General features: G+C 59.0%; 19 protein-coding genes. 6 read left to right on the top strand and 13 right to left on the bottom strand.

Annotated features, from left to right (window positions below; genetic code table 11):
• Positions 1-36 precede the first annotated feature (36 nt).
• Entirely contained in the window at positions 37-1,821 is a 1,785-nt protein-coding gene (locus tag B3Z17_RS17370) for an acyl-CoA dehydrogenase C-terminal domain-containing protein (protein WP_286830982.1), read from the bottom strand.
• A 115-nt stretch (positions 1,822-1,936) separates the two neighbouring features.
• On the opposite strand from B3Z17_RS17370, the gene B3Z17_RS17365 reads away from it, so the two are divergent.
• Both B3Z17_RS17365 and B3Z17_RS17360 read left to right on the top strand, forming a co-directional pair.
• Entirely contained in the window at positions 1,937-2,893 is a 957-nt protein-coding gene (locus B3Z17_RS17365) for an L-threonylcarbamoyladenylate synthase (protein ID WP_286830980.1), read from the top strand.
• The gene (locus B3Z17_RS17360) at positions 2,890-4,308 is read left to right on the top strand and encodes an FAD-binding oxidoreductase (RefSeq protein WP_286830978.1); all 1,419 of its coding nucleotides are present in this window, start codon (positions 2,890-2,892) and stop codon (positions 4,306-4,308) included. The genes B3Z17_RS17365 and B3Z17_RS17360 overlap by 4 nt, the downstream gene beginning before the upstream one ends.
• 20 nt (positions 4,309-4,328) lie before the next feature.
• On the opposite strand, the gene B3Z17_RS17355 is transcribed toward B3Z17_RS17360, so the two are convergent.
• From B3Z17_RS17355 to B3Z17_RS17340, 4 genes are all read right to left on the bottom strand, one after another.
• Positions 4,329-4,913: a lysophospholipid acyltransferase family protein gene (locus tag B3Z17_RS17355; protein ID WP_286830977.1), complete on the bottom strand. Its 585-nt coding sequence runs from the start codon at positions 4,911-4,913 to the stop codon at positions 4,329-4,331.
• A gap of 357 nt (positions 4,914-5,270) precedes the next feature.
• The gene (locus B3Z17_RS17350) at positions 5,271-6,410 is read right to left on the bottom strand and encodes an aminotransferase class V-fold PLP-dependent enzyme (protein WP_286830975.1); all 1,140 of its coding nucleotides are present in this window, start codon (positions 6,408-6,410) and stop codon (positions 5,271-5,273) included.
• Between the two features lie 82 nt (positions 6,411-6,492).
• Positions 6,493-7,452 (bottom strand): DUF2336 domain-containing protein, encoded by a 960-nt coding sequence (locus B3Z17_RS17345; protein ID WP_068306864.1) that lies wholly within the window; start codon positions 7,450-7,452, stop codon positions 6,493-6,495.
• A gap of 81 nt (positions 7,453-7,533) precedes the next feature.
• Positions 7,534-8,064, bottom strand: a complete 531-nt coding sequence (locus B3Z17_RS17340; protein WP_286830973.1) for a gamma carbonic anhydrase family protein — start codon at positions 8,062-8,064, stop codon at positions 7,534-7,536.
• A 118-nt stretch (positions 8,065-8,182) separates the two neighbouring features.
• Between B3Z17_RS17340 and mnmD the strand changes: the two genes are divergently transcribed.
• The gene (gene mnmD, locus B3Z17_RS17335; RefSeq protein WP_286830971.1) at positions 8,183-10,093 is read left to right on the top strand and encodes a tRNA (5-methylaminomethyl-2-thiouridine)(34)-methyltransferase MnmD; all 1,911 of its coding nucleotides are present in this window, start codon (positions 8,183-8,185) and stop codon (positions 10,091-10,093) included.
• On the opposite strand, the gene B3Z17_RS17330 is transcribed toward mnmD, so the two are convergent.
• The 6 genes from B3Z17_RS17330 to B3Z17_RS17305 all read right to left on the bottom strand — a co-directional run bounded on the left by B3Z17_RS17330 (position 10,090) and on the right by B3Z17_RS17305 (position 16,772).
• Positions 10,090-10,740, bottom strand: a complete 651-nt coding sequence (locus B3Z17_RS17330; protein ID WP_286830970.1) for a hypothetical protein — start codon at positions 10,738-10,740, stop codon at positions 10,090-10,092. The genes mnmD and B3Z17_RS17330 overlap by 4 nt on opposite strands.
• Complete coding sequence (locus B3Z17_RS17325) at positions 10,737-11,237, bottom strand: RNA polymerase sigma factor (protein ID WP_286830968.1); 501 nt, start codon at positions 11,235-11,237, stop codon at positions 10,737-10,739. Before B3Z17_RS17325 ends, B3Z17_RS17330 begins: the two co-directional genes overlap by 4 nt.
• A gap of 32 nt (positions 11,238-11,269) precedes the next feature.
• Complete coding sequence (locus tag B3Z17_RS17320; RefSeq protein ID WP_286830966.1) at positions 11,270-12,439, bottom strand: ABC transporter permease; 1,170 nt, start codon at positions 12,437-12,439, stop codon at positions 11,270-11,272.
• Complete coding sequence (locus B3Z17_RS17315) at positions 12,436-13,170, bottom strand: ATP-binding cassette domain-containing protein (protein WP_286830964.1); 735 nt, start codon at positions 13,168-13,170, stop codon at positions 12,436-12,438. Before B3Z17_RS17315 ends, B3Z17_RS17320 begins: the two co-directional genes overlap by 4 nt.
• Positions 13,171-13,183: 13 nt before the next feature.
• Complete coding sequence (locus B3Z17_RS17310; RefSeq protein WP_286830962.1) at positions 13,184-14,653, bottom strand: alpha/beta fold hydrolase; 1,470 nt, start codon at positions 14,651-14,653, stop codon at positions 13,184-13,186.
• A gap of 103 nt (positions 14,654-14,756) precedes the next feature.
• Positions 14,757-16,772, bottom strand: a complete 2,016-nt coding sequence (locus B3Z17_RS17305) for an elongation factor G (protein WP_286830961.1) — start codon at positions 16,770-16,772, stop codon at positions 14,757-14,759.
• A gap of 336 nt (positions 16,773-17,108) precedes the next feature.
• Here B3Z17_RS17305 and B3Z17_RS17300 point away from each other — a divergent pair, with 336 nt between their 5' ends.
• Positions 17,109-18,035, top strand: a complete 927-nt coding sequence (locus tag B3Z17_RS17300; RefSeq protein WP_068306878.1) for a hydroxymethylglutaryl-CoA lyase — start codon at positions 17,109-17,111, stop codon at positions 18,033-18,035.
• A gap of 18 nt (positions 18,036-18,053) precedes the next feature.
• Here B3Z17_RS17300 and B3Z17_RS17295 read toward each other — a convergent pair whose 3' ends face one another.
• Together B3Z17_RS17295 and B3Z17_RS17290 are read right to left on the bottom strand one after the other, a co-directional pair.
• Positions 18,054-18,464 carry an MAPEG family protein gene (locus tag B3Z17_RS17295; protein ID WP_082714643.1) on the bottom strand — a complete coding sequence of 137 codons (411 nt, stop codon included), beginning with the start codon at positions 18,462-18,464 and terminating at the stop codon, positions 18,054-18,056.
• A gap of 31 nt (positions 18,465-18,495) precedes the next feature.
• On the bottom strand, positions 18,496-18,972 hold the full coding sequence (locus B3Z17_RS17290; protein WP_286830959.1) for a tetratricopeptide repeat protein: 477 nt from the start codon (positions 18,970-18,972) through the stop codon (positions 18,496-18,498).
• A gap of 164 nt (positions 18,973-19,136) precedes the next feature.
• On the opposite strand from B3Z17_RS17290, the gene B3Z17_RS17285 reads away from it, so the two are divergent.
• Both B3Z17_RS17285 and B3Z17_RS17280 read left to right on the top strand, forming a co-directional pair.
• Positions 19,137-20,033 (top strand): LysR family transcriptional regulator, encoded by an 897-nt coding sequence (locus B3Z17_RS17285; RefSeq protein ID WP_068306882.1) that lies wholly within the window; start codon positions 19,137-19,139, stop codon positions 20,031-20,033.
• A 116-nt stretch (positions 20,034-20,149) separates the two neighbouring features.
• Entirely contained in the window at positions 20,150-20,920 is a 771-nt protein-coding gene (locus B3Z17_RS17280; RefSeq protein WP_206594940.1) for a hypothetical protein, read from the top strand.
• The last annotated feature ends 8 nt before the right edge of the window (positions 20,921-20,928 follow it).

The following is a 20,928-nucleotide window of genomic DNA, read 5'->3' as shown; positions in this document are numbered from 1 at the left end:
CGCTTGGATACTCAATACAAAGGGCCCCATGACCCCCTAGTGGCGCAGAAAGGCCTCTTCGGCCATATCTGTGATGTGGCGTGCCCCCGCCTTAATTGAAGGTAGAAGCGCAACGGCAGAAGGCAAGATTTGTTCGCGGTAGAATGCCGCCGTGGATACCTTCGCCTTCAGGAACGAAGGGTTCCCCTCGCCTGCAGCCAGGCGCTTTTCTGCTTCAACGGCCTGTCGGCTGAGCATATAGGCACCCAGGACGGTGCCAAACAGCCGAAGGTATGGTGTCGCGGCGGCAGCTGTATCGACAATCTTGTCGAATCCGTTTTCGAACAGCGTGTTGGCAGCGTCTTCAAGCGCATCAACGGCTGGGGCAAGATCACCCGCATAGGTGCTGCCCTCGCCTGCCGCGAAATCGCGCATTTCTGCGATTAGGGCACGCCAATGGGCGCCACCGTCCGCATTCAGCTTGCGGCCCACCAGATCAAGCGCCTGGATGCCGTTGGTGCCCTCATATATCGGCGCGATACGAGCATCGCGGTAATATTGTGCCACGCCGGTTTCCTCGACAAAGCCCATGCCGCCATACACCTGGATACCAAGTGACGCGGCTTCAACACCGATATCGGTCGAATAAGCCTTGGAGATCGGCGTCAGCAGATCAGCCTCGCCCTTCGCAGCAGCGCGGGCCTCTGCATCTTCAAGTGCGTGCGCCCGGTCAAGCGCCCAAACGTTGCGGTAAATGATCGCGCGGGACGCTTCAGCCGTCGCCCGCATGGTCAGGAGCATCCGGCGCACATCCGGGTGGTTGATAATGGTGACGCTGTCGCGTGTTTTGGCGCCAATGGCTGCCGACTGCACACGCTCAAGCGCGTAAGAGGCCGCGTGCTGGTAGGCGCGCTCAGCAATCGCAACGCCTTCAAGACCCACGCTGATGCGCGCATGGTTCATCATAGTGAACATATTGGCCATGCCGCGGTTCTCTTCGCCCACAATATAACCAACGCAGTTGCCGTTATCGCCAAAACTCATCACGCAGGTGGGGCTGGCGTGGATGCCCAGCTTATGCTCGATGCTCACACATTTGACGTCGTTCGGCTCACCCAGGCTGCCATCCGCGTTCACATGTACCTTCGGCACCAGAAACATGGAAATGCCTTTGGTGCCTGCCGGCGCGTCCGGCAGGCGCGCCAGCACAAGGTGGATCACATTGTCCGCCAGGTCATGGTCGCCCCAGGTGATGAAAATCTTCTGGCCGGTGATCAGGTAGCTGCCATCGGCCTGCCTTGAAGCCTTGGCGCGCAGGGCGCCGACGTCAGAACCCGCTGAGGGCTCTGTCAAATTCATGGCGCCAGACCATTCGCCGGTGATCATTTTGGGCAGATACAGGTGGCGCTGTTCATCCGTGCCGTGGGCATCAATGGCCTCAATCGCGCCAGATGTCAGCATCGGCAACAGGCTGTAGGCCATGTTGGCGGATGTCACCATCTCGTCAACGGCGGTCGACAGCGTGCTTGGCAGCCCCTGCCCGCCCAGCTCCGGCTTGGCCGACAGTGTCGACCAGCCACCTTCCACATAGGCTTGGTGCATGGGCTTGAACACGTCCGGGCTGATGACACCCTCTTCCGTCCATTTGGCGCCGATCTGGTCACCTGGCACATTGGTGGGCGCAATCTCTCCGCCGGCCAGCTTGCCGGCTTCCTCTAGAATTGCTGCAACAAGGTCGTCGCCCGCTTCCTCGAAAGCGGGGATGGACGTCCAGTCCGCCAGGCCTCCAGCGGTTTCAAGGGCAAAGCGTATTTCTTCAAGCGGCGCGCGATAGTCAGTCATTATCCGAAAATCCTGTTAAATTCCGTTGTCAGATGATGCCACCTGGCCTATCAGCATAGGTGGCCGGGCCGCGTTGCGACCCAACTTGCTTTGTCCCGTGAATGCGAAATTGTGCATGGCAACATTTAAAACACAAGTGGTTTCTGAAACGGAAAATGGGGCTGTTTCCCTTGCTGTCCAGCATTTGGCTGCTGGAAACCTGGTCGCGATCCCAACTGAAACCGTTTATGGTCTTGCAGCTGACGCTACGGAATATGCCGCAGTGCAGCAAATATACAAAGCCAAGGGGCGCCCCTCCTTCAATCCGCTGATCTGCCATGTGGCCGATGTGGCCATGGCAAAAAAAATTGTCACCGTGTCGGCACTGGCTTCAAGACTGATGGAAATCTACTGGCCCGGGCCGCTTACGCTGGTGTTGCCGGCCAGACCAGATTCGCCCGTTGCGGCGCCAGTTTCTGCCGGGCTGGACACGCTCGCTGTGCGCTGCCCCAACAAGCGCATCACGCGGGAGATCATCAGGAAACTCGACAAGCCGATCGCGGCGCCCAGTGCCAACCCGTCCGGCAAGCTGTCGCCTACCAGCGCGGCGGACGTGCTGGCGAGCCTTGACGGCAAGCTGCCGCTGATTATTGATGCCGGCGACGCGCCCGAGGGGATTGAGAGCACCATCATTGGTGTGAAAGACGAAAAGTTTTATCTGCTGCGCCCCGGCACCATCACCGCGGACGAAATCGCAGAGCGCCTCGGCCAGCCGGTGCTGGACCGCAATGAAGATGAAATCTCGGCCCCGGGCCAGCTTCTCAGTCACTATGCGCCGGAGGCCAGCGTGCGCCTGAACGCGACTGAGAAACGGGACGGCGAGCTGCTGATCGGCTTCGGTGACATCAAGGGCGATATCAGTCTCAGTGCCTCAGGTAATTTATCAGAAGCCGCCCATAACCTATTTAAAACCATAAGAAATGCTGATAAAATATCAACACGCATTGCCGTTGCCCCTGTCCCCAATGAAGGGATTGGTATCGCCATCAATGACCGCCTGAAGCGCGCCGCCGCACCCAGGAAAGATGCATGACTGACCAGAAGCACATTGATGCGCTAGTCGCCCTCGCCGGCCCTAAGGGCGCGTCGACAGACGCAGGCGAGATTGCCCCGCATCTGAGGGAATGGCGCGACAAATTCAACGGCCAGACGCCCCTGATGCTGGCGCCCGCTGATACGGCGACCGCAGCAAAACTAGTGCGCTATTGTAATGACCATAAGATCGCCATCGTGCCCCAGGGTGGCAACACCGGCCTGGTGGGCGGGGGCATTCCAGGGCTTGAGGGCCGTGATGAAGTGCTTTTCAGCACCAAACGCATGCGCGGCAGCATCACGGTTGATCCCGATGACATGACCATCACGGCAGACGCGGGCTTTACGGTCGCGGAAATGCAGGCGGCGGCGGCCGACCATGACCTGCTGTTCCCGCTATCGCTGGCGTCAGAAGGCAGCTGCACGGCGGGCGGCGTGGTGTCCACTAACGCGGGCGGTGTGCATGTGGTGCGCTACGGCACGACGCGGGGGCTGACACTGGGGCTTGAAGCGGTTCTGGCAGACGGCAGCATCCTGCACGACCTCTCGGCGCTTCGGAAAGACAATACAGGCTATGACCTGACCCAGCTTATGGTCGGCGCGGAGGGCACTTTGGGCGTCATCACCAAAGTCACTTTCAAGCTCGCACCCGCGGAGAAGCAGTTGCACAGCTGCTGGCTGGCCGTGGGCAGCCCCCAGGATGCCCTCAGGTTGCTCAGGAGCGCGCGGGAAGCCACGGGCGACCGGGTATCGGCCTTTGAACTGATGCCGCGCTTCGGGCTGGAGCTGGTGCTGGCACATATCCCCGGCACCACCGATCCGCTTGAAGAAGCCCATCCGTGGTATGTGCTGACGGACATCGCATCAAGCAGCATGGACCCTGCCCTTGAAAGTCAGGTGAACGACTGGCTGGAACGGGAAATGACCGCCGGCACCATCAAGGACGGCGTTGTGGCCAGCACATTGGCACAGCGCGAAGCCCTGTGGCGCCTGCGCGAAACCATGTCGGAAGCGCAAAAGCATGAAGGCGGCAGCATCAAGCACGATATTTCCGTGCCGGTCTCGAAAGTGCCAGCCTTCCTTGAAGAAGCGGGCGCGGCGGTCCTGGCTGCCTGCCCCGGTGCACGCCTGACACCGTTCGGCCATCTGGGCGACGGCAACATCCATTTCAATGTGATGCAGCCAAAGGGCGGCGACAAGCAGACGTTCCTGGACGGCTGGGAAGCCATGAACGCCATGGTGCATGATATCGTGACCCGTTATGGCGGGTCGATCTCGGCTGAGCACGGCATTGGCACGCTCAAGCGCGCGGAACTGGCGCGCCTGAAGGACCCGGCCCAGCTTGCGGCCATGCGCGCCGTCAAGGCAGCACTTGACCCCAACAACATCCTGAACCCCGGCGCGCTGTTCGGCTGACATCTCTTGGTTTAAGGCGACTACTGGTTCCTGGGGTTGATGCCCTGCTTGCCCTCATAGAATGCCTGCAGCACTTTCAGGTCCGCTTCCATGTCACCTGTGGGGTAAAACAGGTCGCCAAAGCCAATTTCCTTGGTCGAGGCATCGAGGTAGGCCGGCAGGATCGGCACGCCCGCCTGAACGGCAATGCGGTAGAAGCCGGTTTTCCATTTGGTAACCTTGGACCGCGTGCCTTCCGGCGCCAGCCCCAGCACCAGGCGGTCGCGCTTCTCAAATTCTTCCACGGCCCTGTCGACTGCATCGGCCGCCGACTTGCCTTCCCGTCTCACCGGAATGCCGCCCAACCAGTAAAAGAACCAGCCCAGCGGCCCTTCAAACAGGGTGTGCTTGCCCAGGAAGCTGATATGCAGCTTCAAATATCCGACAGCCGCCATAAATACGGGGAAATCCCAGTTGCTGGTGTGGGGGGCCGCGATCGCAACGAACTTGGCGTCACTTGGGAACCTACCAATCACGCGCCAACCAAACGCCTTCAGGAAGAGGCGGCCGGTATGATACAGCAGCGCGGAAAAGAACCGGTTTTCGTAGATTACTCTGTTGGACACAGGGGGCCTCACAAACAAAAAAGGTTGCGCAGCATAGTCGGGCACCGCCCACACGCCAAGCTTTTCTATCGACCCCGGATTGTGCGCCCAATAAAAAACGGGCGGACAGGACCAGGTCCCGTCCGCCTCGTAGTTCGTGCGGCATCCACCCTCAGGCAAAAGGCGAACGCGCCAATACTCATTCGAGTAACCTTAGCAGATCTCAGGCAAAAATCTTTAAGGTACTCTAACAATCGCAAGGGGTGTGCCAGAAATGAAATCCCTTATATTTCAATTGGATAGATATTTTCGTCCCAAATCAGGACACTGGACCATTTCGATATCGTGTATCAAAATGATACATGTGCCATTTTGATACTATAACGCAGCGACTACCTTGTTGAACCGATCCTCGTCTTCGCCATCGACCCACAGATGGGGTGACAAGCGCAGCAAATCCCCCCGCAGGCTGACCGACACACCGGCGTCCTTGAGCGTCGCCTCAAGCGCAGGCCCCTTATCGCCGACACGCACGCCCAGGATATGCGCTGCCCTGCGCTCGGATGCGATTGGTTCCATGCCCCTGGCCGCAAGCACCGCTGCCATCCGCCCGGTGATGGCACCCAGGCTTTCATAGATATTCTCTACGCCCCAGCCCAACAGCTGGTTCAATCCTTCAAGAAAAATGGGGGCCAGAACATGATTGGCCCGCTCGCCCATATCGAACCGCCGGGCGCCAGGCTCAAATCCGTCGCGGTAATTCACCAAGTTGGCAAAATTCCGGCTGCCCTCGCGGGTAATCCACCCCGCTTCAATGGGCACGCCCCCGTGATGGCGCGGCGCCACATACATCAGACTGATGCTATAGGGCCCCAAAAGCCATTTGTAGCCCGCAGCAACCATGAAATCCGGGTCGATGGCCGGTATGTCGATCGGCATGGCACCCAGCGACTGGCTCAGGTCCAGCACCAGCGCCGCGCCGGCCCGCTTGCATGCAGCGGAAACAGCCACAAGGTCAACCACCGCGCCAGACGACCAATGCACATTGGCAACAGAAACGATATCGATGGCCTCGCCTTCGCGCTCCATAACCTCGAGTATTGCCGATGTCCAATCATCGTCTGACGGCTGCGGCACCGCCAACACCTCACCGCCGGCCGCCTTGGCGCTTTCCTGCCAGGGATAGACATTCGACGGGAATTCCTCGGCCATCACCAATACTTTGCCGCCCGCGGACACTGGCAGGTTCTTCGCGGCCGTGGAAATGCCGTAGCTGGCGGACGGCACAATGGCAACATCATCCGCTTTCGCCCTCATCAAGGCGGCACCTGCAGCGCACACGTCAGCAGCGGTATTGAAAAAATCATCCGCGCCAATACGCCAGGGCTGGGAGGAAAGCTGAAGGGCCTGCTCTCCGGCAGTCACCTGCGCACGGCTGAGCGGTGTCATATAGGAAGCGTTGACGTAACAAACGTCGCGGGGAATATCGAAAAGGTCTCGCTGCGCTGGAAGGATCATTATTGGCTCCTGTTTTCAGCCACGGTAAGGGCTGGCAACCAAGGAACCAATAGAATTTTTCCAATATAAAGTTATAGAAAAGCTAATTGCCGCGGATCAACCGGTCATAGGCGATCAGGAGCACGCCGATAACCGATTTGGAAAAGCCAGCGGCCTCGAGAAGACGCGCCATGACTTTCTTGTCACCCTTGCTGAGCCGCGCTTCAACAGCATCATACGGGCGGTCCAGCAAAACAGCGATCGCCATGGTAAACAGCTTCACATTGGCATTCTGCAGGTAGCTGAGAAGCACGTCTGATGTCAGGCTGCCAACCTGGTCCAGTTGCTTCAGGTAATTTTCGACCTCGCTCAGCGGCGCCATTTCCAGCGTGCGTGAAAACACTTGGCGGTTCGCCATGGAGACCAGATAAGACGCATAGTCTGTCGCCAGGCCGAATTTGCTGGAGAGATATTCGCCGTATCGCTTTGAAATCTTGAAGATGATGCGCTCAACAACCGCGGCCGGCAGATCGGCCCGCTGGGCCAGCTTTTCCATCAACGACCGTTCTTCAGGGAAACGGTCAACAACCCGATTGCAGCTGCGCTCAGACAGTTCAACTGTGTCGTTCCCCACGAGCGATTCAACCGCGCTCTGGCACCCGACATCGCTGATGGCATAGCTGACAGCTTCAGACAGGCCTACACGCTGCGCAATGGCTTCCTGCGCGCCTTCGCTACAGCTGCGCACGATATCTTCCAACAGTGCATCATCCATGGCCTGTGAGGCCATCAGGAACGGCATGGATACCTGATCGATGTCCTGCGCCAGCTTGGCTACAAGGTCTTTGGGCAGAAAACTGCAGACTTTGAGCTCGCGTGACAGGGCCTCGCGCACAGAAACCGCAGCGTCTTCCATCAGAATTTGGGCAAGCTCGAGCGCGTCAGCCTTGTCGCCAGAACCGTTTTGCTTGGCCAGAATCTTGCCAACCTTGCGCGCGATCTCCACGCGGGCGGCCAGATCCACATGCCTCAATTCTTCGACATCATTGATATTAACGCTCATTCGATCCTACCCAAAACAGCTATCGGCCCCACACGCCCATTGAATGGCTGGCGCCCAGATACCCTTTTTGACGGCAAATTCCTAGTCAATTCTGACTTCCTTGAGACCCTTGGCAAATCTTGCTGCGTTATCTGTATATATTCGCTCAGACATCTTAATCATTTCTTGTTCTTCAGGCTTTAGCTTGCGCACAACCCTTGCTGGCGCACCTACAATCAGAACGCCCTCCGGGAACTCCTTACCCTCGGTAATCAGGCTGTTTGCGCCAACAATACTACCCGCCCCGATCTTGGCATGGTTCAAAATGGTGCTTCCCATGCCGATCAGGGTGTGATCGCCAATGGTGCAGCCGTGCAGCATGACCTTATGGCCAACAGTAACGCCCTTGCCCACAACGCACGGCGCGCCCAGATCCGCATGTAAAACGGAATTATCCTGGATGTTGCTGCCCTCGCCGATAGTGATCGGGTCATTGTCGCCACGGATCGTGACACCGAACCAAACGCTGGCTTCGGCTTTGAGGATCACATTGCCGATCACGGCTGCATTCGGGGCGATCCAGACGCTGTCGTCTGCGCACTCCGGCGCTACGCCATCAAGTTCATAAATCATGCACTAAATCTCTATTTAGGTTTTAAATCAGACACATTCCCAGTATCACGCTAGCATAGAGGAAACTGATTGAAAGCCCAACATTGGATTGTGGGCTCCACCTCCGAACGAGTGCGAGATGACAGACGAAGAAGCGACAAAAGATCAAACGACCCAGCTTGAATGGCGCGGAAATGCGCCAGTCTCAAAAGCGTTTGACGATGTCTATTACTCGGCTGAAAACGGGTTGGAAGAAACCAATTTCGTGTTCCTTTCCGGCATTGGCGCGCCTGAAGTGTGGGCTGACAAAGATCATTTCGTCATTGCGGAAACCGGCTTCGGCACCGGGCTGAATTTCCTGGCGACCTGGAAGAAATGGGAAGAAAGTGACACCCAAGGACGACTGACGTTCATTTCTGTGGAAGGCTACCCGCTGTCAGAAGACGCGCTTGAGGAAGCGCACCAGACATTCCCTGAAATCGCGCCCTATGCCGCCGAACTTCGAGCGGCATGGCCGCCCGCTGCACCGGGATTTCACGCCCGGTCGTTCGCGAACGGCAAAATCAGGTTGATCCTGATCTTCGGCCAAGCTGCGGAAGCGTTTGCGCGCCTGAACGCCAGCGTCGATGCCTGGTACCTGGACGGCTTTGCCCCAGCCAAGAACCCAGACATGTGGTCTGACGCACTCATGGACCAGATTGCGCGGCTTTCGCATGTGGGAACGCGCTTCGCAACCTTCACGGCGGCGGGTTTTGTCAAACGGGCCCTCCGCGATCGCGGCTTTCTGGTTGAGAAGACACCCGGCTATGGCCGCAAGCGCGAACGCCTGGTTGGCGAGGCACAAGCCCCGCACGACCTGGACCCACAACCCTCAACACGCCCTGAATGGGCAGACCTCGGCCAACCCGCTGAGGGTTCGGTCGCCGTCATCGGCGCGGGCATCGCGGGCGCCAGCGTAGCCGCGGCCCTGCAGGCGCGCGGCCGCAAAGTGACGCTGGTCAGTACGCCAGACCGCGCTTGCGCCAGCCAGGTGCCCGCGGCAATCCTGTCGCCGCGTTTCATGCGGGAGCGCACACCGGCGGCAGAGTTTTTCACCAGCGCCTATGCCTACAGCTGCGCCTTTCCGGCCTACCGGAACGCCTGGGCAGAGGCGCCCGGCGTACATCAGATGCCGAAAAATGCCGCAGACGCGGACCGGCTGGATGAAATCCGCACCGCCCTTCATTGGGGCAGCGACTGGCTCAGCGCTGCGGACCAAGGGTTCCTCTTGCCGCGCGGCGGGTCGGTGGACACCAGTCTGGCCCTTGAAGAAACCGGCAGCAGTGTGCCCCAGACCCAGGTGACCGTCACCAAGATTGAGAAGGCTGGCCCGGTCTGGCGCCTGCACGGCGAGGACGGTCAGGTGCTGACAGCAGACATTGTGGTGCTGGCTGCCGGCATTGGCACAGCAGACTTACTGGAAACAGAAGACTGCCCTGAACTCAGGCCCAACCGCGGACAGGTGGAACTGGTGGGCGCCGATGTGGCCCCGACACTACCCGAAGAAAGCATCGCCTATGGCGGTTACGTGACAGCGACCACAGACGGCTTCCGCACCATCGGCTCCACCTTCGACCGGATGGAGGCTGTGTCTGAGGACGACTATGAGCCGAGCACCGAGGACCGTTCGCGCATCCTGTCCATGCTGGATGACGTCGTCGGGGTGAAAATCGCGGAAGATGTGGTTGAGCGTTCGTGGGCGGGCGTGCGGGCCACCACGGCCGACCATTTGCCTTTTGCGGGGCCGGTCCCGAAAGGTGGTGAGGCCCGGGCTCAATACGCCCCACTGGCCAAGGACGCTAAACTGGGCGGTCTCGGCCTGCCGCCCCTTCATGACGGGCTTTATATGCTCGCAGGGCTGGGATCGAAGGGCTATCAATACGGCCCCATTCTGGGGGACTATCTGGCCGCCATGATCTGCGGTGACCCGCTGCCGCTGCCGGACAACCTGATCGCGCCCCTGCATCCGCTCCGTGACCTGGTGCGCACCCTCAAGCGCTCGAAAGCTTAGGTGCCCTCTGGACTGTCCTCTGGACTGTCCTCTGGCCTGTCGCCTTCATCCACCAATTGCTGCGCCAAGGCTTCAAGTCGGGCGATTTCATCCCGCTTGCGCTTCAGGAACGGTATGGTGAAAAAGGGAAACAGCAGGAAAAACAGAATGGTGCCTACCATCAGGTAATTCGCGACGGTCAATTCCGGGTGATCAATCGCCCCATATCGCTCGATCAACGACCAATAGATATAGATGAAGGTCAACAGGCCGAGGCCACAGCCCCAGTTGTTCACGACCATATAGCGGACAGAAGAGCGGGCGCGCCTGATCTGCAGGTCGACAAGGGACTGGGCCGTGCCGTCCGCCTGCCCCCAGGCGCCCGCGCGAATGAAACAGGATGTCCAAAGGCCGAGGCCACACAGCACAAGCATAGCAATAGACAAGGCCGTACCGCCCACTTTATCGGCCGCATCACCGGTCACCAGATGCCAGCCGAACAGCGCCATACCGCCCAGGCACAGGACCACCTCGATCGCGAAATTGATACGCATGCGCCACCAGACGAAGCGGGCGTGGCGGGCCATCTTGTCCATGTCGACTTCCGGGCTTTGCTTCCAGATGTCTGTCAGGTCATCCCAATCGGGCATGTTGCTGTTTTCCGTCATCGCCCTTCTTTCCCAACTGATGCTTGCATCAAATCTTTCAGGGCCGTCTTCGCCCTGCTGAAACGCACCATGGCGTTGTTTTCACTGATCCCCAGCGCGTCTGCGATCTCCCGGCGGGAGAAGCCTTCAAGCGCCAGCGTCGTTACCTGCTTAAGCGGCAACGGCAACGCCCGAACGGCAGAGAGAAGCGCTTCACGCTGCTGGGCTTTTGCCACGTCCTCCTCGGGCCCTGCCCGCTCGCTTGGCAGGGCGTCATCCAGCACGGTCTGACGCGGGGCCTTCACCGCCCTCGCCACATGGCTGATGCAGCGGTTCTGGGCAATCCGCGCCGCATAGGCTTTCAGGCTGCCCTCGCCACGGAATTTCCTCAGCGCCTGCCACAGGGCCAATGAGACTTCCTGCATCAGCTCCTCCTGAAGCGACGGATCGGCCTCATACGACGCCACGATCCGCCCCAGCATGTTGCCGTGCTCCTGCAAGACTGCCTTGATATCCACGCGCTTGTCGCCCCGCCCCTACCGAATTTGCCCTATGCTTCAGACAGTATCTGTTCGCTGGAAAGCCGGCGGCTTGTCAACCACAAGCACACGGCGGTGCCCAAAATGGCCGACAGGAAGGCTGAGCCCGTGACCGCCAGATCAGGCGTGCCATCGAAGAAAATCCGTCCCAGGCTTTCGACATCCGCGAAGATCGGCAGATATTTGGTGACCGCCGGCAGCTTGTTTTCGCCGTACATTTTGGCGTAGCCCACAATCACCGGCGCCATCATCATCATGGACATATAGGTCTGGCCTTCCTTGAAGCTTTTGGCATGGATGCTGACCGCGAGCAGGACCGACGCCACAAACATGCTGAGCGCTGCCAGTTCCGCCACCGCAAGCGCGAAGCCGCCCGCGGTCAGCTGCAGCTTGAACGGCAGCACATCCGCCGGCACGAATTGAAGCAGGATCAGGTCAACGGTAACTGCCAGCATCGTGCCGCCGAAACAGAAGCTGGCCACCATGGCCCATTTGCCCGCCACCAGATGGCCGGTGGAAATGGGCTGCGCCATCAAACACTGCAGGCTCTGGCGCTCGCGCTCACCCGCAAGCGCGTCCAGCGCAACGCTCATGCCCATCACAAAAGGCGCCAGCATGAAGACCAGCATCAGGCTGTTACCCAGCATCTTGTTGATGAAGCTGGAGGGCGCAAGGTCTGACGTATTGACCATGATCGGCGCCATCAGCCCAAGCGGCACACCACGTGTCACCAGCCGAATACCCGCCACATGCTGGCTATAGGCATCAAGCGCCGCGCGCACTTCACCGCCTCTGTCCGCCTGCTGGCGCGAGGCCTCATTCACATAAAGCTGCACCGGCACGCTTTCGCCCATGCGGAGCTTTTGTGCGAAGTCATCCGGCAGCACGACCATGGCGTCAGCGCCGTCTGGCAGGGTGTCAGGTTCCGTGAGTGACACCACGGGCGTAATTTCAAGCCCCTGTTTCTCCAGGAAAGCCACCATGCCCGGCGCCTGTTCCCCGCCTGAAAGCGCGAGGGTCGACCTTGCCGTCTCTGCCCGGTCGTCAGCCATCAGGAAGAAGATGAAGGCCATCAGAAGCGGCACACCAAACGCATAGGACGCGATGGCCAGCACCGCGCGCTTGTCGCGCAGCATGTCTTTCATTTCCTTGCGGTACACAACTTTGATCAAGCGGTTCATGCGGCGGCCCTCCCGTGCGCAGAAGTCAGCGCCACGAAGGCTTCTTCAAGGTTCGGCTGGCCCGCTTCGCGTACCAGGTCCGCAGGCGTGCCGTCAGCGCACACGACGCCGTCCGCGATCATCACCACATGATCCGACAGGATTTCCACTTCCGCCATCACGTGGGACGACAGCAGCACACAGTGGCCGGCAGCCTTCAGCTCCAAAAGGATCTGCCGGAGCATCCGGATGCTCATGACATCGAGACCCCGCGTGGGCTCATCCAGCACAATATTTTGCGGCTTGTGGATGATGGCCCGCGCCAACGCCACCTTCATGCGCTGCCCCTGGCTGAAGCCTTCAGTGCGGCGCTCCAGGATATCTTCCATATGCAAAAGGCTGATCACTTCATCCACGGCGCTTTTAAGCGCCGGCCCCTGCATGCCGTGAAGCTCCGCGTAATATTCCAGATGCTCGCGCGCCGTCAGCCGGGTATAGAGGCCAAACTGGTCCGGGAAAATGCCCAGCAGTTTCTGCGCCCCAAGTGGGTCTTTCTGGACACAAATGCCGTCCACCGTGACCTGGCCGTGGTCGGGCTTCAGGAGCGCGGCCACCGTCCGAAGTGTGGTCGATTTCCCCGACCCGTTCGCGCCGAGAAGCGTGGTGATGGTGCTGTCCTTCGCTGTGAAACTGACGTCCCTGACGGCCTGAATCTCACCAAAATTTTTCGCAATTTTATCAACAATAATCATAACTTACCCCCCCTTACTTCACAGTACCATTGAGGCCAGTGACCACCGGCAGGCGTTTCAAATGCCCAAGGCATGCCGTGTCCAGCGCACCCGCATCAAGTGTGGTCACGAATTCATCCAACAGGTGCGGCATGCAGGCTGTGTTGCTGGTGATATGGCCATTGCCCGCGACCACGATATGGCGACCGTTCGGGAAGCCCTTGAGCCAATGCTCGCCCATCGAAGGCGGGGTCACGGGGTCCAGATCCCCGCTGAGGATCAACGCAGGCACATCGCTGGTGACAGCGTCATGGGCGTCTGGCGCACCAGGCAGCGCATCCCATGCTTTGCAGCCTGCATTCCAATATTGATAGTAGCTATCCTTCGCGAAGCTGTCCTCGGCGGCGCGAGCGAGCGTATCCATATCCGTCCGCGGGACCTCTTCGCCGCACAGGATAGAAAGGGTGGCCCCCAGATACATGCTATCGGACACAGAGGCACCGCCCGCATAAAGGGCGATCAGTGGCTCCAGGTCACCTTTCGCAGCGGCGTCCACCACAAAGGGCAATAGCACAGTCGCGTCGGCCGAATACATGACAGAGCGGATGCTTTCCACCGCCATCACAAAGCTGATTTCAAGGTCAAGCGCGTCGCCTGTCATTGGGTCATTGCCGGTATAGCGCAAATCACCTGCAGCGGCCTTGTCGAGAAACGCTGCGACTTGCGCTTCAAAGTCCGGATAGCGGCTGGCGCAGGCTTCACTGTTGCGGCAGTCTTCGGCCAGCATATGCTTGGCGCGCTCTGCCGAGACTGGCGCGCTTTCAAACAGGGAAACGTCCGGCGGCGCGACACCATCGACGATGATGCTGCGCACATGCTCAGGATGACGCTTCAGATAGAGCCCGACCGTCCGGGTGCCCCAGGAACCGCCCCACAGGTTCAGCTGGTCATAGCCAAGCGCCTGACGCACGGCCTCCATGTCACGCACCACATTTTCCATGGTGAAATGGCGCACATCAATGTCATTCTCTTTGCGGCAATCGGCGACGAAAGCCGTCCAGTCGTCAAGGCTGGACATCATCTCGCCTGGCTCAACCTCACAGCGCAAGCCGTGGGATTTGCCGGTGCCGCGCTGGTCCACAAGCACGATATCGCGTGATTGGCGGATTTCCCGAAATGCCGCGGACGCCAGCACGCCATATTCACCGGCGGCCTGACCCGGCCCGCCCGCAAACACCCAGATGGGGTCAGGTTCCGACCGGCTGCTTTTGGCCGGAATGATCGCCGCGTGCAGCGTGATCTGCTCGCCTTCCGGGCTGGCATAATCAAGCGGCACATCCATTTTAAGGCAGCGTACCCGCTCCCGCACACCTTTGATGAAGCAAGCTTCTGACGGTTCCAGACCGTCCTGGCCTGCCGCATCATTATCCTGCTGGGCGCCTGCGGGCAGTATCGCCGCAAGCGCCAGCAGTCCTGCTGTCGTGATCTTGGAAAAAGTCTTCACCGAATTCGTCCCCCTGGTGATTGGCCTTATGTGTTTCTAACGCACTTGGCTTTTCAGTCCATAGGGGACGAAAAAACTTACAGGATTATTTTACCGTGGCACGTCACCCGGTGCGGCGCGCCACCGTATGGTTCTTCAGGACCTGGTCCTTCTGCCTGCCCGCCAGTTCGGCCAGATGGTCGAACTTATGCTCGAACGTGCCGACGCCTTGCGTGAGCGATCGAAGCTCAATGATCAGGTCCTGCATTTCGGACGCGGGCATCTTTGCGTCGATCTGATCCCACCCGGGCCAGCCGTCCCGGCCGTCAAAGCCCATGATCTGCCCCCGTCGGGAACTGATCATGCCGTTGATCTTGGCCATATAGCTTGTGGGCACCATCACGCGGACATGCTCAATCGGCTCCAGGAGCACAGGATCGCACTCGGGCATCGCGTCAGCCATGGCCATGCGGCCCGCTGTCTTGAACGCCATGTCGGAACTGTCCACGCTGTGGTGCTGGCCGTCCTGCAACGTCACCTCCACATCAACCACAGGGAAGCCAAGCGGGCCCTGGCGCAAATATTCCTTCACGCCGGCCTCGACGCTGGGGATATATTGCTTGGGCACCGCACCGCCCGTGACCTTTTCCTGGAATTCAAAGCCTGCCCCCAGGCTACGGGGCCGCACTTCGATCACCACATCGCCAAACTGGCCATGCCCGCCTGACTGCTTCTTGTAGCGGGTGTGCTGAACCTTGTTGCGGCGGATGGTTTCCTTATAGGCCACGTGTGGGTCTGCGAACCGAACCTCAACACCAAATTTGTCATTGAGGCGTATCATCGCGGCCCGCATGTGGATTTCGCCCTGCCCCCAAAGGAGAAGCTCACCTGTATCTTCATTATGCTCCACCTCATAAGACGGGTCTTCTTCCACAAGCTTGGTCAGCGCTTCAGACAGCTTCGCTTCATTTTTGCGGTCGCTGACCTCGATGGCGCGGGCATAAACCGGCTGAAGCTTTTCAGGCATCGGAGCGTCCTTGCCACCAAGCGTTTCGCCGGTATTGACCCCATCCAGCCGCGGGACCGCCACGAGGTCCCCCACATCGGCCATGGTGGCTTTCTTGAGATCCGTCCCAGCTATCCTGAACAGGCCACTGATCTTGTTGCCATCAACATGCAGCCCTTCAGTGACAGAGCCCTTGAGCACACGCGCGAAAGACAGTTTGCCCATATGGGACAGATGCCGTGTCTTCAGAATATAGGCGGCTATTTCCTTGGTTTTCTTGGGCATCATGCGCTTGGACGCCAGCTCAAAGCCGGGCATTTCATGCCGCAGCGCCTTCATCAAGCGCTTCAGGCCGTATGCTTGCGTCGCGCAGCCCATCAGCACCGGCATGATGCGCCCCTCTTTGAGGTCATCGGCCAGGTCGGCGAACACCTCGTCGCTCGGCGGGTCTACCTCCTCCAGCAGTTCTTCCATCAGGTCGTCATGGAAATCCGCGAGCGTCTCCAGCATATGGAAGCGGTCTTCAGCAATCTGCTCCAGGATGCTCTCGGCGCCGTCCTTGATTTCCCTGCTGCCGTCCATGCCGTAGTTGTAGGCCCGCTTGGACGCCAGATCGACGAAGCCGGTGATGTCATTGCCGTCACGGATGGGTACGTGCCTCAGCACTGCCGGCAAGGCACTGACTTCATCGAGCGCTGCAGCGATTTCGCGGATATGCACATCCGAATGGTCAATCTTGTTGATGAACATCAGATGCGGAATGCCTTCCGCTTCCAGCTCATGGAGCAAGGGGCTTAAGGCGAATATTTTCGCAGGCTCCGGTTCAGCCACCACCACGGCGACATCTGCCGCATGCAGGGCATTCCTTGTTTCCTGCATAAATTCGATGGAGCCGGGGCAATCCAGAAAAATATACCGGTCATCCAGATAATGGACAGAGGCGATATTGGTATCGACCCCCATGGAAAGCGCTTTGGCCTCCACACTGTCGTCACCAAAAACCCGCTCGCCATTTGCCCGGCGGCGGGTTGTTTCTGTCAAAAAAAGAATATTTTCAAGAAGCGTGGTCTTACCGCTTGAATAGGGGCCCACGAGCGCAACCACCCGCGGGCCGTGTAGAGTGCCTTTGGCCATCTGTTCCTCCGTCCCAAACGTGTTTACCGCCGGGTGAAACCGAATGTTCCACCAGCGACCGAGGCACAGGCATGTTGTTCTTCGTAAGCGGATAAAAAGCCTACCAGAGGCGACGGCGCACCGCAAAAAAACTGGAGCTGCCGCAACGACGGTTCACAACCCCTTGTGCATACTCCACAATTTATTAGGTCAGATGCCCTGCCCTTTGACGCCCCCACGACAAATCCAGTTGCCGAGTCGGACCTTCGAGCGTGAAACCGCTTGACCATCGGAAGCTGACTTATCATGTATGTGTAGGCTTTTTCCCTGCGGAATGTTCAGGAGTGAGACGGGACCATGACGAACCAAACGGTTGAAATTGTTGAAGTTGGCGCGCGTGACGGCCTGCAGAACGAAAAAGTCATGTTCTCGACCGACCAGAAGGTGGCGCTGATCACCCGCGCGATGGACGCCGGACTGAAGCGTCTTGAAGTGGCAAGCTTCGTTCACCCCAAACTGGTCCCGCAGATGGCCGACGCCGAAGCGGTCATTGCTGACCTGCCGGATATCAAAGGCGTTGAATATGTCGGCCTGGTACTGAACAAGCGCGGCCTCCTGCGCGCGCTGGCGACCCGTGAGGGTAACAAGCGCGGCGTGGATGAAGTGGGCTGCGTGGCCACCGCCTCCAACACCTTTGGTGAAAAGAACCAGGGCCAGTCACGGGAGGAGTCTGTGGCTGTCAGCAAGGACATCATCCGATTGGCGAACAAGGAAGGCCTCAAGGCACAGGTCACCATTTCAACCGCCTGGGGCTGCCCGTTCGAGGGCGAGGTACCCCCTTCTGTGGTGGTGGATATGGCCAAGGAACTGGCCGACGCCGGCCCGCGTGAGATCGCGATTGCCGATACCATCGGTGTGGCGGCGCCCATCCGGGTGCGCGAGATATTCGAAGCCGTCAGGGATGCCCTCCCGGGCATGCCGCTCCGCGCCCATTTCCACAATACCCGCAACACCGGCATCGCCAATGCCTGGGCGGCGTATGAAGCTGGCGTGCGCATTCTGGATAGTTCGGTCGCGGGCCTGGGCGGTTGCCCGTTCGCGCCGCGCGCCACTGGCAACATCGGCACCGAAGACCTCCTTTACCTGCTCGACCGCTCAGGCATCACATCAGGCGTGGACCTGGATAAGGTGATCGCCCTCTCGGCCTGGGTTCAAGAGGTACTGGGCCGCCCGGTGCCCTCTATGGTGGCGCACGCGGGCGGTTTCCCTAAAGGACAGTCCTAATAGTTCAGGCCTGACGCCCTAGAGCGCGATATAGATCCACAAGGCCATCAGCGGCACGTTGCTCAGGAAAAATATCTTGAAGCGCGTAGGCACATCATTGCCTGTCACATGCACCAATGTGTGGATGACCCTGAGCGCCACATAGGCCCAGGCCAGACTCAGGCTGATGGCATCAACCTTGTCCAGCATTCCGGCGGCCACACACGCGGGGTAGAACAGCATTGGCATTTCGAACAGGTTGGCAAAGTTACGCTGTACTGCCTGCACGCTCGGGGGCTCCGGGCTTTCACCGCGAAAAGTTTTAAAGAAGGCCGGATTCTTGGTTTCACCAGATTTCACGGCCGCAAAGCGCCGCTTGGCCAACAAAGTGACGACGCTGAAAGTCAGCGCCGCCATGCCCAGCATTGGGTAGAAAATTGCCTTGTCCACCGATGGTCCCCCTTGGTGGTCTGCCAGGCCTCTATTTGGCCGCAGCAAACAGTTTCGGTTGCTCCTCCTGAAGCCGCGCCAGCGCCCGCTGTGCGATGTCACTTTTCGGCTTCAGCCGTACAGCCTTGGCATAGTCCTGATGCGCATCGGCATAATCGCCTTTGGCTTTCAGGACATTGCCCCGGTTCACATAAGCGCGCCAGAAATGGCGATCTTCCGCGATAGCCCGGCTACAGGCTTCTTCGGCACTATCCAGCTTGCCAAGCGCATAGTCAACGGCGCACAGGTTATTCAGAAGCGGTACAAGGCGTTCCTTGCCCAGGTTGGTCTCCGCCGCCCGGTGGAAATATTTGGAAGCGGTTTTCAGGTCACCCTGCATCAGGGCATCTGTGCCGCGCTCGATATTGCGGTCAGGACCGGCGTAAAAGGTTTGCGCATTCGCTGCTGCGGAAAAACTTGCTACCGCCAGCACCGCGCCGGCCACCAGTGATTTACGTGTCGTCCACATGTCTTGTCTCCTCGTCGCATGTCGTGACGCGGGCAAATGGGGTTCAGGGAGGGTTGCCCGTGTCATAGGGCCTATATGTGAATTTCATTTTTGGATGTAATTGACAATTTATGCAGATTAGCTATTCATAATTGAATTGTTCTAGATTTCTGTGGAGGCTTCCCATGCTGGATTGGGATGATCTGAAATACTTCCTGGCCATGGCCGAACAAGGCAGCCTGTCTGCCGCAGCCCGCAAGCTTAATGTCAGCCAGCCGACCCTGTCGCGCCGCCTGACCGCGCTTGAGGAAAATGTTGGGGCCGAGATTTTCTCCCGCACCCGTACGGGGCTTGAGATGACCGCCCTTGGCGAGCAGATGATGAACCACGCCCGCCACATGCAGGATGACGTGCACGCCATCGAACGCCTGATCACCGGCCACGACAGTAGCCTGCAGGGGTCAGTTGTAATCAGCTGCACCGAAGCCATCGGCTCCCTGTGGCTTGTGGACAAACTGATCGGTTTCCGCAAGCAGTATCCCGGCATCACAGTGGATGTGAAGGTGGACAATGCGGTGTCTGACCTCCTCAGGCGTGAGGCCGATATCGCCCTTAGGATGTTCCGCCCAGTACAGAATGACCTGATCTGCAAACGCACGGTCTCAATGGCTTACGGCTATTATGCCCATAAGGATTATCTGGCTGAGCACGGCATGCCCAAAACCATGTCCGACATGAAGAAATATGACTTCATCCTGCCGCACGACGAAATTCTCGCCTACACCTCGACCGAGCACCGCAAGAGCATCGGCGCACCGAAGGGCGCCGCTTTCCGGTCCAACAACCTTGTGGCGCTGTCTGCCGCGGTGAAGGCTGGCTATGGCATCGGCGCCTATTCATGCCTCGCCGCCGCCAACGACCCTGACCTTGTGCGCCTGTTTGACGATTATGTGGTCTTCAGCTCAGATATCTGGCTGGTGAGCCACACGGAACTCAGGCGCAGCGCGCGCATCCGCGCCATGTATGATTATCTTGGGGACCTGCTGCAGGACAATGCGGCTGCTTTCGCGGGCGCTGCTTGAGGGCCATAGGCCGCATCAGCCACCCAAGGCAGTTGAACGGCACGGCAACATGACCTAAAGATCATTCCAGACAAGTTTTATGTGTGCCATTTCTGCGTACCTCAGGGGGAAAAGACATGATGCTGAACAAACTCTATGCCCGGCGGGACCGTGTCGCAAAAATGCGCCGTACGGTGGATGTTGGCTGGGTCATGAAAGCCCCCAAGGCTGGTGTTGTCTGGTATGAGCCCGAGCCCTTCCGCCAGAATGTACCGGAATCGCCCGACGCGAAATCTGTACAGAAATGCCCCGGCGCGATCGATTTCGACAGCCGTCATTTCGTGGTCAAATGCCCCTATGACCTGCATCTGCGCCTGACGCGCTCACCGGACGGGAAACCACAGCTCTTGAACGTCCAGGGCGCCAATTCGGCGATCCGCTCGAGCGTCATGAGCCAGATCATGCTGATGCACCCGCAAAGCGAATGGCGCCACCCCGACAGGCCGCTGTTGCAGTTCGTAACGCCCTATGTGTTCATCTCTGACGAACCGGTGTGGATCAACCAGCTGCCACCTTATCTGGATTACCTGAAAACACCGCGCCCCGGCCTGATGATTTCCGGGCGCTTTCCGATCCATATCTGGCCGCGCCCCTTCATGTGGGCGTTCGAATGGCATGACACCACGCAGGACCTGATCCTCAGGCGCGGCGAGCCCTGGTTCTATGTCCGGTTCGAAACGCAGGACCCAACCCAGAACGTCCGGATTTTTGAGGCCGAGCGCACCAAGGAACTTGAGGACTATATGCAGTCGGTGCTGGATGTATCCAACTATACCAACCGCACATACAGCCTGTTCCGTCAGGCGGAAAACCGCCGCCCAGAGCGCTTGTTGGTGAAGAAAAGCTGAGGCCTTAG

It is taken from the genome of Kordiimonas sp. UBA4487, assembly GCF_002389025.1.
Lineage (GTDB): Bacteria > Pseudomonadota > Alphaproteobacteria > Sphingomonadales > Kordiimonadaceae > Kordiimonas > Kordiimonas lacus.
Note: the sequence above shows the minus strand (reverse complement) of the source record. Positions and strands in the feature narration are given on the sequence as shown.

Coding starts and splice junctions, on each gene's coding strand:
- mnmD (WP_286830971.1), top strand. CDS start 8,183: ATGACAGACGAAGAAGCGACAAAAGATCAAACGACCCAGCTTGAATGG.
- B3Z17_RS17330 (WP_286830970.1), bottom strand. CDS start 10,740: ATGACGGAAAACAGCAACATGCCCGATTGGGATGACCTGACAGACATC.
- B3Z17_RS17365 (WP_286830980.1), top strand. CDS start 1,937: ATGGCAACATTTAAAACACAAGTGGTTTCTGAAACGGAAAATGGGGCT.
- B3Z17_RS17370 (WP_286830982.1), bottom strand. CDS start 1,821: ATGACTGACTATCGCGCGCCGCTTGAAGAAATACGCTTTGCCCTTGAA.
- B3Z17_RS17285 (WP_068306882.1), top strand. CDS start 19,137: ATGCTGGATTGGGATGATCTGAAATACTTCCTGGCCATGGCCGAACAA.
- B3Z17_RS17360 (WP_286830978.1), top strand. CDS start 2,890: ATGACTGACCAGAAGCACATTGATGCGCTAGTCGCCCTCGCCGGCCCT.
- B3Z17_RS17305 (WP_286830961.1), bottom strand. CDS start 16,772: ATGGCCAAAGGCACTCTACACGGCCCGCGGGTGGTTGCGCTCGTGGGC.
- B3Z17_RS17345 (WP_068306864.1), bottom strand. CDS start 7,452: ATGAGCGTTAATATCAATGATGTCGAAGAATTGAGGCATGTGGATCTG.
- B3Z17_RS17315 (WP_286830964.1), bottom strand. CDS start 13,170: ATGATTATTGTTGATAAAATTGCGAAAAATTTTGGTGAGATTCAGGCC.
- B3Z17_RS17280 (WP_206594940.1), top strand. CDS start 20,150: ATGATGCTGAACAAACTCTATGCCCGGCGGGACCGTGTCGCAAAAATG.
- B3Z17_RS17350 (WP_286830975.1), bottom strand. CDS start 6,410: ATGATCCTTCCAGCGCAGCGAGACCTTTTCGATATTCCCCGCGACGTT.
- B3Z17_RS17290 (WP_286830959.1), bottom strand. CDS start 18,972: ATGTGGACGACACGTAAATCACTGGTGGCCGGCGCGGTGCTGGCGGTA.
- B3Z17_RS17320 (WP_286830966.1), bottom strand. CDS start 12,439: ATGAACCGCTTGATCAAAGTTGTGTACCGCAAGGAAATGAAAGACATG.
- B3Z17_RS17300 (WP_068306878.1), top strand. CDS start 17,109: ATGACGAACCAAACGGTTGAAATTGTTGAAGTTGGCGCGCGTGACGGC.
- B3Z17_RS17340 (WP_286830973.1), bottom strand. CDS start 8,064: ATGATTTATGAACTTGATGGCGTAGCGCCGGAGTGCGCAGACGACAGC.